General features: G+C 33.6%; 11 protein-coding genes. 5 read left to right on the top strand and 6 right to left on the bottom strand.

The features are described from left to right. The first annotated feature begins 55 nt into the window (after window positions 1–55). The 5 genes from IRZ99_RS21020 (at window position 56) to lgt (ending at window position 4,447) form a co-directional block, all read left to right on the top strand. Window positions 56–808 (top strand): hypothetical protein, encoded by a 753-nt coding sequence (locus IRZ99_RS21020; protein ID WP_194659335.1) that lies wholly within the window; start codon window positions 56–58, stop codon window positions 806–808. Between the two features lie 164 nt (window positions 809–972). Continuing rightward, window positions 973–1,644, top strand: a complete 672-nt coding sequence (folE, locus tag IRZ99_RS21015) for a GTP cyclohydrolase I FolE (RefSeq protein ID WP_072975704.1) — start codon at window positions 973–975, stop codon at window positions 1,642–1,644. Between the two features lie 62 nt (window positions 1,645–1,706). After that, on the top strand, window positions 1,707–3,185 hold the full coding sequence (gene cysS, locus IRZ99_RS21010; RefSeq protein ID WP_194659334.1) for a cysteine--tRNA ligase: 1,479 nt from the start codon (window positions 1,707–1,709) through the stop codon (window positions 3,183–3,185). A 22-nt stretch (window positions 3,186–3,207) separates the two neighbouring features. Further along, window positions 3,208–3,447: a membrane protein insertion efficiency factor YidD gene (yidD, locus tag IRZ99_RS21005; RefSeq protein ID WP_089353350.1), complete on the top strand. Its 240-nt coding sequence runs from the start codon at window positions 3,208–3,210 to the stop codon at window positions 3,445–3,447. Window positions 3,448–3,514: 67 nt separating this feature from the next. Beyond that, a complete protein-coding gene (gene lgt / locus IRZ99_RS21000) occupies window positions 3,515–4,447 on the top strand; it encodes a prolipoprotein diacylglyceryl transferase (RefSeq protein WP_194659333.1) in 933 nt (310 codons plus the stop codon). Between the two features lie 486 nt (window positions 4,448–4,933). Here lgt and secDF read toward each other — a convergent pair whose 3' ends face one another. The 6 genes from secDF to asnB (IRZ99_RS20970) all read right to left on the bottom strand — a co-directional run bounded on the left by secDF (window position 4,934) and on the right by asnB (IRZ99_RS20970) (window position 18,025). After that, window positions 4,934–7,906, bottom strand: coding sequence for a protein translocase subunit SecDF (gene secDF / locus IRZ99_RS20995; protein ID WP_194659332.1), 2,973 nt, complete (start codon window positions 7,904–7,906; stop codon window positions 4,934–4,936). Window positions 7,907–8,132: 226 nt separating this feature from the next. Next, entirely contained in the window at window positions 8,133–9,068 is a 936-nt protein-coding gene (gene mdh / locus IRZ99_RS20990; protein ID WP_072975713.1) for a malate dehydrogenase, read from the bottom strand. 107 nt (window positions 9,069–9,175) lie between these two features. Then, entirely contained in the window at window positions 9,176–11,116 is a 1,941-nt protein-coding gene (gyrB, locus tag IRZ99_RS20985; RefSeq protein WP_056204073.1) for a DNA topoisomerase (ATP-hydrolyzing) subunit B, read from the bottom strand. A 323-nt stretch (window positions 11,117–11,439) separates the two neighbouring features. Beyond that, the gene (locus tag IRZ99_RS20980) at window positions 11,440–14,175 is read right to left on the bottom strand and encodes a pitrilysin family protein (protein ID WP_194659331.1); all 2,736 of its coding nucleotides are present in this window, start codon (window positions 14,173–14,175) and stop codon (window positions 11,440–11,442) included. 247 nt (window positions 14,176–14,422) lie between these two features. After that, the gene (gene asnB / locus IRZ99_RS20975; RefSeq protein WP_194659330.1) at window positions 14,423–16,039 is read right to left on the bottom strand and encodes an asparagine synthase B; all 1,617 of its coding nucleotides are present in this window, start codon (window positions 16,037–16,039) and stop codon (window positions 14,423–14,425) included. Window positions 16,040–16,348: 309 nt separating this feature from the next. Further along, window positions 16,349–18,025, bottom strand: coding sequence for an asparagine synthase B (gene asnB, locus IRZ99_RS20970; RefSeq protein ID WP_194659329.1), 1,677 nt, complete (start codon window positions 18,023–18,025; stop codon window positions 16,349–16,351). Window positions 18,026–18,345: the final 320 nt, after the last annotated feature.

Below are 18,345 nucleotides of genomic sequence, written 5' to 3'. Positions count from 1 at the left end.
AAACCTCTATATTATTAGTAATTATTAAATTAGACATCGATTATAGACTTTTACCATGAAAAAGTTAATTATAATATCATGTCTCTTTCTCGTTACAGTATCATTTACTTTAAATAGAAGTTTGGATGCGAAAGATAACCTTAAAATTAAATCTTCTTCTAACCTTCAAAATGAAAGTATAGAATATTATCGAAAAGAAATTAATCGTGCTTTTTCATTATTAAAAAAACAAAAAAAGAATATTGATTTAGAACTCAATAAAAGCGAAAAAGTACATGTTCTTTCTGTTGCTTTTCCGGAAATGTTACGATACGATTCTTACTCTGACTATCTCGAAACATCCTCAAACAGAGTTTTATATGTTAATGAAGGAAAGAATGCATCTGATTTTTCAACTGGTTATTTTCAGATGAAACCTTCCTTTATAGAAGATTTAGAGAATTATATAGCAAATAACGAAAGTTTGAAACAATACAATTGGATTCTTATTCAAAAGAAAAATGAAATAGAGGCGAGAAAAGAAAGAATAAACCGTCTTGAAAATTTTCAATGGCAACTTCGATATCTCAAAGTATTCTGGTATGTTGCTGAATATAAATATCAAAATATCGATTTTAAAACTACGGAAGACAAAATTAGATTTTTCGCAACTGCCTATAACTACGGTTTTGCTAAACCTGAGAAAGAAATAACAAAATACCAATCTGCAAAAAAATTCTCCCCTCGAGAAACTAATACCAAGAAATTTGCCTTCGCAGATTTTTCAATTGATTTTATAAAGACTTACTCCCATTTCTTCAAACAGTAAATATAAATTAATTAAAAAGGTAATTTAAAAACAACCAAACAGTATTAATTTAAACTATATCTAAAAAGGATTCATTAAATAGTAAAAACGATAGAAAAGGTTTCCTTTTTATTAATTATCTTTACCGCCTTAAAAAGATATACCCATTATAATAGTAGTTTTTAATGATAAATAACGAAGATTTTTTAGACGAAATAGGAGACAATCATTTTAGCAGCAACGCGAAAAACCCTGTAAGACAGGATGCTTTTGACTTAACAGATGATGAAAAAATAGAAAAAATAAAAAAAGATGTCGAAAACATTCTACAAACTCTCGGAATGGATTTGACTGATGACAGCATAAAAGGTACTCCAAACAGAGTAGCAAAAATGTTTGTAAAGGAGATTTTTGGTGGCTTAAACCCTTCAAAACAACCAAAAGCTTCTACTTTTGATAATAATTACAAATACGGTGAAATGTTAGTAGAGAAAAACATCACTGTTTATTCTACCTGCGAACACCACTTACTGCCAATTATTGGTAGAGCTCACGTAGCTTATATTTCTAGCGGACGAGTTATTGGTTTATCTAAAATGAACCGTATTGTTGAATATTATGCAAAAAGACCTCAGGTTCAGGAGCGTCTAACCATGCAAATTGTTCAGGAATTACAAAAAGCGTTAGGCACAGAAGATGTTGCCTGCGTTATTGACGCTAAACACCTTTGCGTAAATTCAAGAGGAATTAAAGATATCGAAAGCAGTACAGTAACGTCTGAATTTGGTGGAAAATTTAAAGATCCTCAAACAAAAAGAGAGTTCTTGGATTATATCAAACTAGACACTCAATTTTAATCGTTAATTACTCCAACGATTAAACAAATCAACAATTAAACGATTAAACAGTAAAAACGAATATGCCTTTATATACAAGTCAACATCTAAAAATATACAATTCACTTTCGGGTGAAAAAGAAAATTTCAACCCAATTCATGAAGGAAATGTTGGAATGTATGTTTGCGGACCTACGGTTTATAGCAATGTACACTTAGGAAATGTGAGAACTTTTATGTCGTTTGACGTCATATTCAGGTATTTTTTACATCTTGATTATAAAGTTCGTTATGTTCGTAACATTACAGACGTAGGACACATTGTAGATGATGTTGACGAAGGTGAAGATAAAATCGCCAAAAAAGCACGTTTAGAACAGCTTGAACCAATGGAAGTTGTACAGCGCTATACAGTAGATTTTCATGACATTTTGAAGTCATTTAATTTCCTGCCTCCAAGTATTGAACCAACCGCAACTGGTCACATAATTGAACAAATTGAAATCATCAAAAAAATTATCGATACCGGAATTGGTTATGAAGCTAACGGGTCTGTTTATTTTGATGTTGTAAAATACAACGAAACCAACAATTACGGAGTTTTAAGCGGTCGAAATATCGAAGATATGCTGGCCAACACCCGTGATCTTGATGGTCAGTCAGACAAAAGAAATCCTCAGGATTTTGCACTTTGGAAAAAAGCAGAGCCAGAGCATATCATGAGATGGCCTTCACCCTGGAGCGATGGTTTTCCGGGTTGGCATCTTGAATGTACTGCGATGAGCACCAAATACCTGGGGAATCACTTTGATATTCACGGTGGCGGAATGGATTTAAAATTCCCTCATCACGAATGTGAAATTGCACAGAACGAAGCTTGCACAGGTCAGTCTCCGGTAAATTACTGGATGCACGCCAACATGCTGACCTTAAACGGAAAGAAAATGGCAAAATCAACTGGTAACAATATTTTACCAGGCGAGATTTTAAGTGGTGATAACAACATTTTAAGTAAAGCTTTTTCTGCATCAGTAACACGATTTTTCATGTTGCAGGCACATTACAGAAGTATTTTAGATTTTTCTGACGATGCTATTGTAGCTGCCGAAAAAGGATATAAACGATTAATAGAAGCTGTTGATGCGTTGCCTGCTATTGCAACAAGTGCAACAAGCTCTATTGATATTGCTTCTTGGAAACAATTGTGCTACGATGCCATGAACGACGATTTCAATACGCCAATTTTAATTGCGCAATTATTTGAAGCGGTTCGCTACATCAATTTATTAAAAGAAGGAAAAGAAACCATTACTGATGAAGATCTGGCGATATTCACAACAGCTGTTAATGCTTTTGTTTTTGATGTTTTGGGCTTAAGTGATGAAAAGGCAGCTGACAGTAATAATGATAAATTAGAAGGTGTTGTTAACATGCTAATCGGAATGAGAAATCAGGCCAGAGCAGATAAAAACTTTGCACTTTCTGACCAAATCCGCGATCAATTGATTGCATTGGGTATTCAGCTGAAAGACGGAAAAGATGGAACAACCTTTTCAGTATAATCAATTCATTTTCTAATAAATCATGAAAGTAATCACTCCATTTGTTTTATTAGTCCGTTTTTATCAAACCGCCATTTCGCCCTTTACACCAGCGTCATGCCGCTTCGAACCAACATGCTCGAGCTATATGATTGAAGCACTTCAAAAACACGGCTTATTTTACGGAGGTTACTTAGGAATGAAACGTATTTTGAGCTGTCACCCCTGGGGAAGAACAGGCTACGATCCGGTTCCTGAGAAGAAATGTTCACATAAACATTAACTTTTTATAAAGAGGAACTCTACTTTAAATATTTATTTTTACAACCAATAAAAAAATACAATACTACATGACACAAGCCTTAAACCTCGTTTGGAACCCTTCAGAAGGAATCGATTTAGGATTTTTTATGATTCGCTATTACAGCCTAATGTTCGTAATTGCTTTTGGTTTAGGATGGTACATAATGAAAAAAATCTTCGAACGCGAAAATGAATCAATCGACAAATTAGACTCTTTATTCGTTTGGACCGTTTTAGCAACTTTAGCAGGCGCACGTTTAGGACATGTTTTCTTTTACGATTGGGAATATTTCAGAAACCATTTACTTGAAATCTTTTTACCTTTTAGATTTGAACCTAAATTTGAGTTCACAGGTTTCCAGGGTCTTGCAAGTCATGGTGCAGCCATTGCAATTATTATTGCAATGTACTATTACAGCAAAAAAATCTTAAAACGCCCATTATTATGGATTTTAGACCGCGTGGTTATTCCCGTGGCGAGCGGTGCAATTTTTGTACGTTTAGGAAATTTTTTCAATTCTGAAATTATTGGCCACGAAACTACTTCTGCATTTGGAATACGTTTTTTACACGACAAATTTAGCAAGGGTGAAGCCGTAAATGCAACTCAAATCACAGATCCAAAAGAAGCTTACAATGCAATTGCTCACGATCCAAAATTCGCTGAATTATTAGCACAAGTTCCTGCAAAACATCCAACACAATTATACGAAGGAATTTGCTACATTTTCGTATTTGCAATCCTATACTTCTTATATTGGAAAACAAATGCAAGACTTAAATCAGGATTCTTATTCGGATTATTTCTAGTACTTTTATTTGTTGTACGTTTCATTGTTGAGTTCGTAAAAGAAAGTCAGGGCGGAATAGAAGAAGAATTAGGCTATTTCTCAACCGGACAATGGCTAAGCATACCTTTTATAATTATCGGTCTTTTCTTTATCATTAGAGCCCAAAGAAATCCTTTAGCAGCATCTTAAAATTTTAGATTTCAAAATATAAAATGCCCGATATTATATCGGGCATTTTTTTTACACCAAATCGAGATATGTTGCTTAAGAATTTAAAGCGTATTATATCCTATACTTATTTTTAGAAGCAGAAGTCATTGTTTTCAAAAGAACGTTTAGTCCCGCTATCCGCTATATTGCCGATTAACAAAGACTACGGCAAAAAAGCCTTGTTTTTGTTAATCGGGAGATACCGCTACTATTGGGGCTAGATAAGAAAATCTATTTTTCAAAAGGAATATAATACTGTTAAAATCCACTCATCAATCCTGACACCATTACACCTGAAAAAGTTAATTCAATCCATAAGAATTAACAACATACATGAATAAGAGTATAAAAAAATACCAAACCAACTCTATAATAAATACATTTAAATACTAGAACAAAAAAATAAACAAAAAAAAAAGATCCAGTTTTCACTGGATCTTTTTTTATATATAAACTAGCAGTTAATTATGCTTGATTATGTTTGTCTTCGATTGTATGTTTATCATCTTTAGAAATCGTGTCAACCAATACTGGGGTAGCGATAAATAATGAAGAATAAGTACCTACAACAATACCAATTAACATCGCAAAGATAAATCCTCTGATTGATTCTCCACCAAAGATAAACATCGTTAATAATACAATGATCATCATTAATGACGTATTCAACGTTCTTGATAATGTAGTATTAATAGAAGCGTTTACGATATCTTCAAAACTACCTTTACGGTTTCCAATGATGAACTCTCTAATTCTGTCAAATACAATTACGGTATCATTCATAGAGTATCCAATAACAGTAAGAATCGCAGCAATAAAGTGCTGATCCATCTCCATGTGGAAAGGCATGAATTTATAACATAAAGAGTAAATTCCTAATACAAAGATTACGTCATGCGCAACAGCTGCAATCGCACCTAATGAATATTGCCATTTACGGAAAGAGATCATTAAGTATAAGAAAATAACTGCCATCGCACCAAGAACAGCCCAGTATGAGTTTGTTTTGATATCTTCAGAGATAGAAGCTCCAACTTTAGAAGATTGTAAAACTCCAACTCTTTTACCATCAAAAGTGTTAGTGAATTTCTCATAAGTAACATTAGGGAAATATTTCGCTAATGCATCATATAATTTTTTGTTCACTTCTTCATCAACAGCAACACCGTCTTCTTTAATTTTATATTTAGTTGTGATTTTCAATTGATCATCATCACCTAAAATTTTAGCTTCAACAGGAGTTCCAAAAGCAGTAGATAATTCATCTGAAATAACTGTAGCATCTACTGGCTTTTCAAATTTAACCTGGAAAGTTCTTCCTCCAACAAAATCAACACCTTCATCTAATCCGTTTACGAAGAAGATAGAAATTAAACTTACTACAACTACAATAGAAGAGAAGATATAAGTGAATTTTTTGATTTTAATAAAGTCAAAGTGGAAATTAGTAAACCAGTTTTTAGTAATATTAGTAGAGAAAGTTAAATCACCTTTTCCAGCAATATTTCTGTCAATGAAAATTCTAGCAATAAAAATTGATGTAAACAATGAAGTTACGATACCAATTAATAATGTTAAAGCAAAACCTTTAATTGGTCCTGTTCCAAAAATAAACAAGATTGCTCCAGTTAAAACGTGAGTTACGTTTGCATCAATAATAGAACGCATTGCACCGTGCCATCCGTAAGAAGCAACAACTGCCTCAGACAATGATTTTCCTTCACGTAATTCTTCTTTTGCTCTTTCAAATATGATAATGTTAGCATCTACCGCAGTACCTAATGTTAATACGATACCTGCAATACCTGGTAATGTTAATACAAAACCAAAACTTGCCATAATTCCAAACAAGAATAATAAGTTTAATAATAAGGCAAGGTTAGCATACCAACCTGCTTTACCATAATAGAATACCATCCATAAACAAACTAATAAAAATCCTAATACAGATGAGATTGTACCAGCATCAATAGCTGCCTGACCTAAAGATGGTCCTACAACAGTTGACTGGATAATATCTGCAGAAGCTGGTAATTTACCTGCATTCAATACGTTTGCTAAATCTTTAGTTTCAGCCACATCAAAAGAACCTGTAATTTCAGATCTTCCTCCAGCGATTGGACCACTAGTTACTCCAGGAGCAGAATATACAATGTTATCTAAAACAATAGCAATATAACTTTTTTGAGCGAAAGCTCTTCCTGTCAATTCTTCCCAAACTTTAGCACCCTGGCTGTTCATTTGCATAGAAACAGCTGGTTTACCTAATTGGTCAAAAGTATCTTTTGCATCAGTAACAACACCACCGCTCATAGCAGGTACGTTATCTCTGTTTCCTTTTAAAGCATATAATTCAACTGCTTCAACTTCTTTTCCTTTAGCATCTTTTAAAGTAGTTGGTTTACTCCACACAAATTTCGCATTGTGTTGGTCAGCAGCCAATAAAACTCTAATTTCTGGTCTTTTGAAATAAGCATTGATAGTAGCAGTATCTTTTGGCGCAAAGTAAGCTAAAACTGGTCCACCACCCTGACCTAACATTTTGTCAAATAACGGGTTGTTTCCTTTTTTAACATCAACAGAATCTTTAGCATCAGTTAATAAAGCATTCAATGAATCTTTAGCAACTGCTTTAGTTTCTGTTTTCTTAACTTCAGTTTTCTTCAAAGCTTCGTTAGTAGCAACTAAGAAGTTTCCAATTTCTTCAATTTTATAAGTTTCCCAAAACTCTAATTGAGCTTTTCCACCTAATAATTTCTTGATTCTATCAACATCTTTAGCACCTGGAAGTTCAACTAAAATTCTTCCAGTTTCTCCTAATTTTTGAATATTTGGTTGAGTTACACCAAATTTGTCAATACGCTCTCTTAATACTTTGTAAGCACTTTCGATAGACTCATCAACTTTTTTCTTAATTACTTTTTGAGCTTGCGCATCAGTCATTTGGAAATCAATTCCACCTTCACCTTGTAAACTTCTGTTTGCAAAGATATCTGGCGAAGCTAATTTTGTAGTTCCGTTTGAATTTGCCTCAAATGCCTCAAAAAACTTATTTAAATAGGTTTTGTTTCCTTCTAAATTTGCAGTCGCATCAGCTAATGATTTATTAAATACCGGATTTTTAGAATTGTTTGACAATCCTTTCAATACATCCTTAACAGAGATTTGAAGAATTACGTTGATTCCTCCTTCTAAGTCAAGACCTTTATTTAATTGTTTGTTTTTTACTTCATCATAAGTAAAATTTGTAAAACCAAGATTTAGTACTTCTACTTTACCAATAGAATCTAAATATTTTAGCTCTTTATCAGGATTGTCTCCTGCAAAAGCTTTAGCTTCACTTTTGACGCTGTTTGCCACAAAAGTGAACGAAAGTTGGTAAATACTTACCAATGCAAATAGAATTGCGAAAAATTTAATAAGTCCTTTATTCTGCATTATTACTAAAAATTAATTATGTTTTATTGTTTGTTTTTGTTTTAAAGTCCCATAAAATAAGCCCTGACATCATTTTTTAAAACTAAAAAACCAGATCACGAATTACAACATTTTTTTTAAACCGAGCAAATATATAATTCTCGAAAAGATTAACCAATTTATTTATTAATTAATCTCAAAAAAAAGACTGCAAAAGTGCAGCCTTTTCCTTTTTTTACCAAATTCTTTATACTAAAATCGACTTTAAGGCATCATTCATGCCTCTAACTGCATCTGCACTTTTAGCAAATAAAGCCTTTTCATTATCATTTAACTGAATGTCCAAAATTTCTTCTACACCATTCTTACCTATAATACAAGGTACTCCAATGCAAATATCATTTTGTCCGTATTCTCCTTCAACAAAAACAGAACAGGCAATCATTTTCTTCTGATCGTTTAAAATACTATCAACTAAATAAGCCACAGAAGCTCCTGGAGCATACCACGCTGAAGTACCTAAAAGACCTGTAAGTGTTGCTCCTCCTACCATAGTATCGGCAGCAACCTTTTGCAACGCCTCTTCTGAAAGAAATTCTGTTACCGGAATTCCATTATAAGACGCTAAACGTGTCAAAGGAATCATTGTAGTATCACCGTGACCTCCAATTACCATTGCTGAAATATCATTTGCCGGTTTGTCTAAAGCCAAAGATAAATAAGTTCTGAAACGAGAACTATCTAATGCACCACCCATACCAATAATTCTGTTTTTTGGTAATCCGGTAGATTTCAAAGCTAAATACGTCATCGTATCCATTGGGTTCGAAACAACAACAATAATAGTATTTGGCGAATGCTTTAATACATTCTCAGCAACTGTTTTTACAATTCCTGCATTAATACCTATTAATTCTTCACGTGTCATTCCTGGTTTTCTTGGAATTCCTGATGTAATTACTACTACATCACTTCCTGCTGTTTTAGAATAATCATTGGTTACACCAGATACTTTGGTATTAAAACCTGTATTAGTAGCGCATTGCATAATATCCAACGCTTTCCCTTCGGCAAAACCTTCTTTAATATCCAACAACACTACTTCGCTGGCAATTCCTCTATAAGAAATAACATCTGCACATGTAGCTCCAACATTTCCTGCTCCTACAATGGTAACTTTCATATTTTATACTTTATCGGTTATTAATTAATTTATTTTATAAACGACAATTCGTTTAATCGTTTAAGTAAATTTAAACAATTAAACGAATTGAAGGTTAAACTTTTTTATTATGCATCGATATTTGCGTAAACAGCATTTTTCTCGATAAATTCTCTACGTGGCGGTACTTCATCACCCATTAACATTGAGAAAACTCTGTCGGCTTCAGCCAAACTATCAATAGTTACCTGACGCAAAGTTCTGAAGTTCGGATCCATTGTAGTTTCCCATAATTGCTCCGCGTTCATCTCACCAAGACCTTTATAACGTTGGATCGCTGCACTTCCTCCCATTCTCTCATTTGCCTGATCACGTTGAACATCATTCCATGCATATTCCTTTTTATTTCCTTTTTTAACCAAGTATAAAGGTGGAGCAGCAATGTAAACGTGGCCTTCTTCGATAAGCTCTTTCATAAAACGGAAGAAGAACGTTAATATTAAGGTAGAAATGTGACTACCATCGACATCGGCATCACACATGATGATTACTTTATGATATCTTAATTTTTCAAGATTTAATGCTTTACTATCTTCTGCAGTTCCTACTGTAACTCCTAAAGCAGTAAATATATTACGAATCTCTTCGTTTTCGAATACTTTATGGTGCATCGCTTTCTCCACGTTCAGAATCTTACCACGTAAAGGTAAAATCGCCTGAAAATTACGATCACGACCTTGTTTTGCTGTTCCACCAGCCGAATCTCCCTCGACAAGGTAAACCTCACATCTTGCAGGATCCTGCTCAGAACAATCTGAAAGTTTCCCTGGCAATCCACCACCACCCATAACGGTTTTACGCTGCACCATTTCACGTGCTTTTTTAGCAGCGTGACGGGCCTGAGCGGCCAAAATTACTTTCTGGATAATGATACGGGCATCATTTGGATTTTCTTCCAAATAATTCTCTAACATTTCTCCAACTGCCTGAGAAACCGGAGAAACTACTTCTCTGTTTCCAAGCTTCGTTTTTGTTTGTCCTTCGAATTGTGGTTCTGCAACTTTTACCGAAATAATAGCTGTTAATCCCTCACGGAAGTCATCTCCCGCAATTTCGAATTTCAATTTATCCAACATTCCAGAAGCATCTGCGTATTTTTTAAGAGTTCTTGTCAAACCACTTCTAAAACCTTGTAAATGCGTTCCTCCTTCGTGAGTGTTAATATTATTTACGTAAGAGAAAATATTCTCTGTATAACTTGTATTATAAATCAAGGCAACTTCAACCGGAATTTCGCCTTTTTCATTATCCATGCTGATAACGTGAGAAATAATTGGCTCACGGTTACCATCTAAATAACGAATGTATTCTTTAAGACCTTCGTCAGAATGGAAAACTTCAACTTTAAATTCTCCTTTTTCATCAACTTCTCTTTTATCTGTAAAAGTAATTGTGATTCCTTTGTTTAGGAAAGAAAGCTCACGCATACGCGCTGACAACGTATCATAAGAAAACTCCGTAGTCTGAGTAAAGATGGTATTATCAGGGTAAAAAGTCTGACGCGTACCTCTTTTATCTGTTTCTCCGATTTGTTTTACCGGATATAATGATTTTCCTCTTTCGTATTCTTGCTCGTAGATTTTACCGTCTCTAAAAACAGTAGATTTCATATGAACAGAAAGCGCGTTTACAACCGAAACCCCAACACCGTGCAAACCTCCGGAAACTTTATAAGAATCTTTATCGAATTTACCTCCGGCACCAATTTTAGTCATTACAACCTCAAGTGCAGAAACTCCTTCTTTTTTATGTAAATCAACTGGAATACCACGACCGTTATCTTCAACTGTTACCGAACCGTCTTCGTTAATTGCAACACCAATGGTATCACAATGTCCTCCCATCGCCTCATCAATAGAGTTATCAACAACCTCATAAACCAAATGATGTAGCCCTCGAACCCCTACATCTCCAATATACATCGATGGACGCATTCTTACGTGCTCCATTCCTTCTAATGCCTGAATACTATCTGCTGAATAATTGTTCTTCTTGATTTCTTCGCTCATATAATTTATTCTAAAAAATGTAATTATTGTCTAACACGCAAATATATAAAAACGCAAATTATATATCCGTTAAATTCCCATTTAAAGCACTTAAGTTATTAACATATTATCAAAAAAAGTCAATTAAAAAAGGAACAATCGATTTTAATTTCTATTTTTTTGAAATTCTAAATCTTAAGTGAAATTTTAAAAAAATAAAGCCCCGTTTCAAACTATAAACAATCCTAAAAAAACAAAATCCGAAACCACATTTTCATGTCATTTCGGATTCTATATTGTAGCCCAAATTGGAATTTGGATTTTCTAAAATTGGATTTCCTCTTTTATAGTTTTTTATTAAAATCTCCCGCATAAACAGAAGTCATTTTATCTAAACTTAAATATTTCTTTAAAACAGCATTAACTTCTTCTACTTTTAATGCTTTAACTTTATTTTCTAAGTCATCATAATCTTCCAACGGAACACCGTATTGCAAATAAGTATTAACCAGATTCATTAAAGTATCATCATTTCCTAATCTCGTTTTTCTTTCATTTTGCCAGCTAACCAGGTTTGATTTTAGTTCTTCGGCAGTAAACCCGTCTTTTAATGCTTTTGAAATTTCTTCTTTTGTGGCGGTTTCAACTGCACTCTTTTTAGTCGGATTTAAAAAAGCATAATAAGACCATGAAGCAACATCACTCGTAATAGGCACGTCAATAAACGAACCCGCACCATAACTGATTCCTTCTTTTTCTCTTAATCTCATTGGAATTCTTGCACTTAAAAAACCTCCACTTCCTAATATTTCATTAGCCATTACAAACGCTGGATAATCAGTACTGCTTCTGGTCATTTTAAAACCAATTCTACCAAGTGCTACAGCATTTTCTTTATCTGGAGTTATATAATCTTTATCCAATACTTTTGTTTCAAAATAAGTAGGCTTAGCTAATTCATATTTTGATTTCGAATTCCATTTTCCAAAGGTGTTTTCTAAAATCTGAACTGTAGATTTTGCTTCCAAATCTCCCACTACACTTCCAATACCATTATTTCCACCAAGAATGTTTTTATAAAAATCAACTATCTCAGTTTGTTTTATCTTTTTAAAAGCATCAATTTGCTCCTGAATTGTTGGTGTATAAAAAATACTTGACTTATCGTATTTTGTAGTCTCTCTTGAAAGTTCTGTAAAAGCAACTGTTTGAGGATCATTAAGATTAGACTCCAAATAAGTATTGTATTCAGTAATCGTTTTTGTTAATTCGTTTTCCGGGAAGGTAGAATTAACTAACAAATCATTTAAAATCTCCATCACTTCTTTAAAACTTTCTTTATAGGTACTAATGTTAACCGACAAAGTTTGTCCTGAAAAATTAAAATAAATACTAGATTTCAATTGATCCAAACGATCCTGTATTTGTTCTTTTGTTCTGGTTTTAGTTCCTGTTTTTAATAGTTGTGCAAGAATTCCACCAGTATCAGTTTTTCCAGCCAAATCTTTTTCATTGCTCACTGGAAATTTAAAATTAGCCTGAACTTTCCCGCCTTTTATTTCCTTTTTGATCAAACCGTATTTTACTCCATTACTTAATTTACCTTCAGCAAAATTCTGCTTTAAATTTTTAATAGAAGCTTCAAATGCTGCCGCCTCCTTTTCTAAAGCCTTACCTTTGTAATCCTTAGTTAAAGCAAGTACCTGCTCATCTGTATATTCAACAGATTTTACTCTTTGCTCATCTTTTGAAGGAATAAATATTCCAACCGTTCTATTATTACTTCTGAAATATTTCTCAGCAACTCTTTGAATATCCTCTTTTGTTAATTTTTCGACTGCATCTCTATATAAATAACCCAATCTAAAATCACCAGCTCCAATAATTTCCGTTAGATTAATTGCAAAAGAAATAGTGTTATTTTTAACACCTTCAATTTGCTTGATAATTTTTGCTTTAGCTCTACTTACATCCTGATCCGTATAAGTTGTCGTTGGTATTTTATCCAATTCTGTCCTTACGATATCTCTTGTAGTCTTAATATCTTTATCATTAGGAACAGCAACCCCAAAATACATAAAACTTGCATCTCTAACATTTGGCTGCCAAACATATACACTTGAAACTTTTTGAGTTTCAACCAAAGTTTTATACAAATAGCCCGATGGATCAGCAGTCAAAATTTCTCCTAATGCATCGATCGCAGCAAAATCTTTATCAGCATAAGGAACAGTGTGATATAAAGCCCCCACATTCTTACTATCACCTGCTCTGTTAAGCTCCACGAATTTTTCTCCATCCTGAGCTGGTTCAATTGTATATGTTTTATCTAAAACTCTTTTTGGTCTCGGAATAGCTCCTAAATACTGCCCAACATATTGCAAAGCTTTCTGTTCATCAAATTTACCTGCGATAACTAAAGTTGCATTGTCTGGCTGATAATATTTTTCATAGAAAACTCTCAGCGTATTTGCTTTAACTCTTTCTATATCTTCTTTACTTCCAATAGTACTGTTTCCGTAATTGTGCCACAAATAAGCTGTTGAAAGAATTCGTTCCTGCAAAACGCCATCAGGATTATTTTCACCTATTTCGAATTCATTTCGTACTACTGAAAACTCCTTATCAAGATCTGTTTGTAAAATAGTTGCATTGATCATTCGATCCGCTTCCATTTCAATACTCCATTTTAAATTTTCATCGTTTGATGGAAAAATTTCATAATAATTAGTTCTGTCTAACCACGTTGTCCCATTAGCTGCTCCACCTTTATCAGAAAGCATTTTTTTGATGTCGCCCAGATTCTTAGTACTTTTAAAAAGCATATGCTCCAATAAATGCGCCATACCTTTTTCTCCATAACCTTCATTTCTGGAACCTACATTATAAACAATATTGACTACCATATTGCTTTGAGAAGCATCTGGTACTAAAAGAACTTTTAATCCGTTATTTAAAGAATACTCCTTAACCCCCTCCACATTAGTAATGTATTTGGGCATTTCTGATTTTTGGGCATAAACTGAACTCAACGAAACGAATGAGCAGCATAAAATCCCCGTTAGTAATAGGTTTCTCATAGATTGTGTTTGATTATTTAGAATAAATTGTTATTGGTAACCAAATATAGTATTTTTCTTAAATACCAAAAAGTCTTATTAACTTACTTTTAGCAATTTATAGGAAAATAAAATTCCAAACTTTAAATTCCAAATTCCAATTGATCTCATAAAAAAAATCTGAAACCAGCATTTACAATGTAGTTCCAGATTTAGTATTATTTATCGATTCTTAAAAGTGAAATTTCGAATATATTTTATATTGAAATTAAACAACAACTCCTGATTTCGAAATCTCCTTATCAGCATTTACGTGAGCTGAATTTGCTCTACCACTCGGATCCTGATTGTCTTGCCATTTCGGAATCCATTTGCGTACTGTTTGAGCAGCACTAACTTGTGGATAATATTTATGAAAAATAGATCTATAAAAATAAGCTTCTTTTGTTGTTGGAGAATTATATGGAAATTCAGCAGTAGCTCCGGCCAATTGCTCATCTGAGACCTGTTGAGCACAATATTCAATCAATTCATCAACCCAGTTATAACCAACTCCATCTGAGAACTGTTCTTTTTGTCTCCACAAAACTTCTGTTGGCAAATAAGGGTTTTCGGGTGTATCAAATGCTTTTCTTAAAATATATTTTTCGATGCCATCGTAAGTTTTTGGCTGCTTTTCCTCTGTTTTAATTCTGATCGCAACATCCAAAAACGTTGTGTCTAAAAATGGAATTCTTGCTTCCAGACCTACTGCCATTGTTGTTTTATCAGCACGTAATAAATCGGCAGTAAACAATTTCTGAACTCTTTCGATTGTTTCATCCTGAAATTCTTCTGTTGATGGTGCATTTCTAAAATACAAATGACCACCAAAAATCTCATCGGCACCTTCACCTGAAAGAATCACTTTTATTCCTTTTTCACTAATTGCTTTTGATAACAAATAAGTAGGAACGCCAGCTCTTACCGAAATAATATCATAAGTTTCAATATGATAAATTACTTTCTCAATCATTTCAACAGCTTCTTCTATAGAGAAATGTATTTCATGGTGTTCTGTTCCTAAAAATTCTGCAGCTCTTCTGGCAGCAATATTATCAGGCGAATCAGCACCTAATCCTATTGAAAATGAATTTAGTTTTTTACCGTTTTCGGCATATATTCTAGCTGCAATTGACGATATCAAAGAAGAATCCAAACCACCTGATAACAAAACACCAAGAGGAGCTTCACTCATTAAACGCTTACGGGTAGCTTCGACTAAAGTTTCGCGAATCAAATCTAAATTAAGACTTTCTACCGCTTTTACATGATCCTCATATTCAGGTCGATAGTATTTTACAAAACCTGTTTTAGCCGTATAATAATGTCCCGGCGGAAAAGTTGAAAATGACTTACACTGATCGGCAATTGATTTCATTTCTGAAGAAAAATAAATTCTTCCTCTTTCATCCAGTCCATAATACAAAGGCTTTACTCCAATTGGATCTCTTCCGGCAATATAATCATCACCATCAATAACCACAAAAGCAAAATCTCCATCAAGCATATTACAGAAATTGTATCCAAATTCCTCGTACAAATGGACAATAACTTCTGAATCTGATTTTGTTCTAAATGTATGCTCCTTTAAAACAGTGTTTTTTAATTCCTGATAGTTATAAATTTCGCCATCATGAACCATCCATGCATTATTTGTTCCCTGAATCGGTTGCTTACCCGTCTGTAAGTCAACAATTGATAAACTTTCATGACAAATAACACTCCCGTTTGCCATTATACGCATATCATTCTCATCGGGACCTCGATGCGACATTCTTTTAGAAAGCTCTTTTACAAGTTTTGGATCTTTTCCTTTACCAATAACTGCCAATAATCCAGACATAAAATTCTATTTTTTATTATTAATTTTTCACTCCCCTCATGAAGTGAATTAACTTTAAAAGTTGATTATAATCTCAACCTTCAACAAAACTAATTATTATTCCTGCTTTTCTCTGAGAATCCTTCCTTAATCTTGTAGATTTAACTCTTTTTCAATAAATGTCAAATATAAAAAAGAAAGTTAAAACATTATTAAAAAAAGAGCCTAAGTAGTTGAAATTATGAACTTAATAATTTAGGAGACAAAAAACGTCCTCTAAAAATAGAGAACGTCTTTGCTTAATATATACTAAATTCAAAATTTATTTTTTTACGCTTTCTCGTAAGCATCATCATGTACACTTGCTACTGCTCTACCTGAAGGATCATTCATGTTTTTAAAAGCTTCATCCCATTCTAAAGCGATTTTTGTACTACAAGCAACACTTGCTTCCTGAGGTACACACAAAGCCGCAGCATCACTTGGGAAATGTTCAGCAAAAATTGAACGATAATAATATTCTTCTTTAGAAGTTGGTGTTTGTAATGGAAACTTAAATCTTGCATTTGCCAATTGCTCGTCTGAAACTTCTTTAGCTACCACTTCTTTCAAAGTATCAATCCAGCTGTATCCAACACCATCAGAAAATTGCTCTTTTTGTCTCCATGCTACACTTTCTGGTAACATATCTTCAAAAGCTTTACGAACTACCCATTTTTCCATCGGGTGTTCTTTGTTGATCATTTTATCTTGTGGGTTGATGCGCATCGCAACATCCATAAATTCTTTATCTAAGAATGGAACACGACCTTCGATTCCCCATGCAGCTAAACTTTTATTAGCTCTTAGACAATCATACATATGAAGTTTTCCTAATTTACGAACGTTTTCTTCGTGAAATTCTCTTGCATTTGGTGCTTTGTGGAAGTATAAATATCCTCCGAACAATTCATCTGCACCTTCACCAGACAACACCATTTTAATTCCCATTGATTTAATAACTCTCGCCATTAACCACATTGGAGTTGAAGCTCTAACTGTAGTCACATCATACGTTTCAAGGTTGTAAATTACATCACGAACTGCATCTAATCCTTCTTGGATTGTAAACTTAATTTCGTGGTGAATCGTTCCAATATGTTTTGCTACAACCTGAGCAGCCGCTAAATCAGGAGAACCATCTAATCCAACTGAAAAAGAGTGCAACTGTGGGTACCAGGCATCTGTAGTATCATCTGATTCAATACGCTTTTGTGCAAATTTTTTGGCTACAGCCGAAGTGATAGATGAATCTAAACCTCCCGAAAGTAAAACTCCGTAAGGAACATCACTCATCAATTGTCTGTGAACCGCAGCTTCTAAGGCTTCTTTAATTGCAGGAATACTAGTTTCGTTGTCTTTTACAGCATCATATTCTGTCCAGTCTCTTTTGTACCATTGCACAAATTCACCGTCTTTGCTTGTCATATAGTGTCCTGGAGGAAACAATTGAATTTTAGTACAATATCCTTCTAAAGCTTTTAATTCAGAAGCTACGTAAAAAGTTCCGTGTTGGTCCCAACCAATGTACAATGGAATAATTCCCATATGGTCGCGAGCAATAAAATACTCATCTTTCTCAACATCATAAATTGCAAATCCGAAGATTCCATTCATTTCGTCAATAAAGTGTGGGCCTTTTTCCTGATAAAGTGCTAAAATAACTTCGCAGTCACTTTCAGTTTGAAAGTTATATTTTCCTTCAAATTGTTTACGCAATTCTCTGTGGTTATAGATTTCCCCATTAGCAGCCAAAACCAACTTTTTATCTTCTGTAAATAAAGGTTGTTTTCCAGACGCTGGATCAACAATAGCCAAACGCTCATGAGAAAGAATTGCTTTATCATTGCTATAAATCCCGCTCCAGTCTGGTCCACGGTGACGGATAATTTTAGACATTTCTAATACTTGAGGTCTTAAAGTCTCGGCTTTTTGTTTTAGATCAAAGGCACATACGATTCCGCACATAATTATATATTTTTAATTGTAAATTTTTATTTTGATAAGGCAAAGATGTGATATTGATTGCAATTTAAAAACATAAATATTCATTTCAGTTATAATTTTAAACCATAATTTAGCTTTTGCATATAAAATGTAAAATTTAATCACAAAAAAAAGCCCTGAACTTGAAAATTTCAATTTCAGGGACAAATACAGTACAAAACCCAAGGTTTTAAAAGAGATCCTTGAACTATATTTTGATATTTTAAAGAAACATTGAAAAGTATTCAACGAGAAGAATAAATCTTGACTTAAAATTATTCTAAGTTCAATATTGTCATTCC

The organism is Flavobacterium sp. LC2016-12, assembly GCF_015351595.1.
Lineage (GTDB): Bacteria > Bacteroidota > Bacteroidia > Flavobacteriales > Flavobacteriaceae > Flavobacterium.
The sequence above is the reverse complement of the archived record's forward strand: the minus strand, read 5'-3'. Positions and strand labels throughout refer to the sequence as shown.

Bases quoted from the DNA above. Each gene is read 5' to 3' on its own strand.
- IRZ99_RS21020 (WP_194659335.1), top strand. From the start codon at position 56: ATGAAAAAGTTAATTATAATATCATGTCTCTTTCTCGTTACAGTATCA.
- folE (WP_072975704.1), top strand. From the start codon at position 973: ATGATAAATAACGAAGATTTTTTAGACGAAATAGGAGACAATCATTTT.
- cysS (WP_194659334.1), top strand. From the start codon at position 1,707: ATGCCTTTATATACAAGTCAACATCTAAAAATATACAATTCACTTTCG.
- yidD (WP_089353350.1), top strand. From the start codon at position 3,208: ATGAAAGTAATCACTCCATTTGTTTTATTAGTCCGTTTTTATCAAACC.
- lgt (WP_194659333.1), top strand. From the start codon at position 3,515: ATGACACAAGCCTTAAACCTCGTTTGGAACCCTTCAGAAGGAATCGAT.
- secDF (WP_194659332.1), bottom strand. From the start codon at position 7,906: ATGCAGAATAAAGGACTTATTAAATTTTTCGCAATTCTATTTGCATTG.
- mdh (WP_072975713.1), bottom strand. From the start codon at position 9,068: ATGAAAGTTACCATTGTAGGAGCAGGAAATGTTGGAGCTACATGTGCA.
- gyrB (WP_056204073.1), bottom strand. From the start codon at position 11,116: ATGAGCGAAGAAATCAAGAAGAACAATTATTCAGCAGATAGTATTCAG.
- IRZ99_RS20980 (WP_194659331.1), bottom strand. From the start codon at position 14,175: ATGAGAAACCTATTACTAACGGGGATTTTATGCTGCTCATTCGTTTCG.
- asnB (WP_194659330.1), bottom strand. From the start codon at position 16,039: ATGTCTGGATTATTGGCAGTTATTGGTAAAGGAAAAGATCCAAAACTT.
- asnB (WP_194659329.1), bottom strand. From the start codon at position 18,025: ATGTGCGGAATCGTATGTGCCTTTGATCTAAAACAAAAAGCCGAGACT.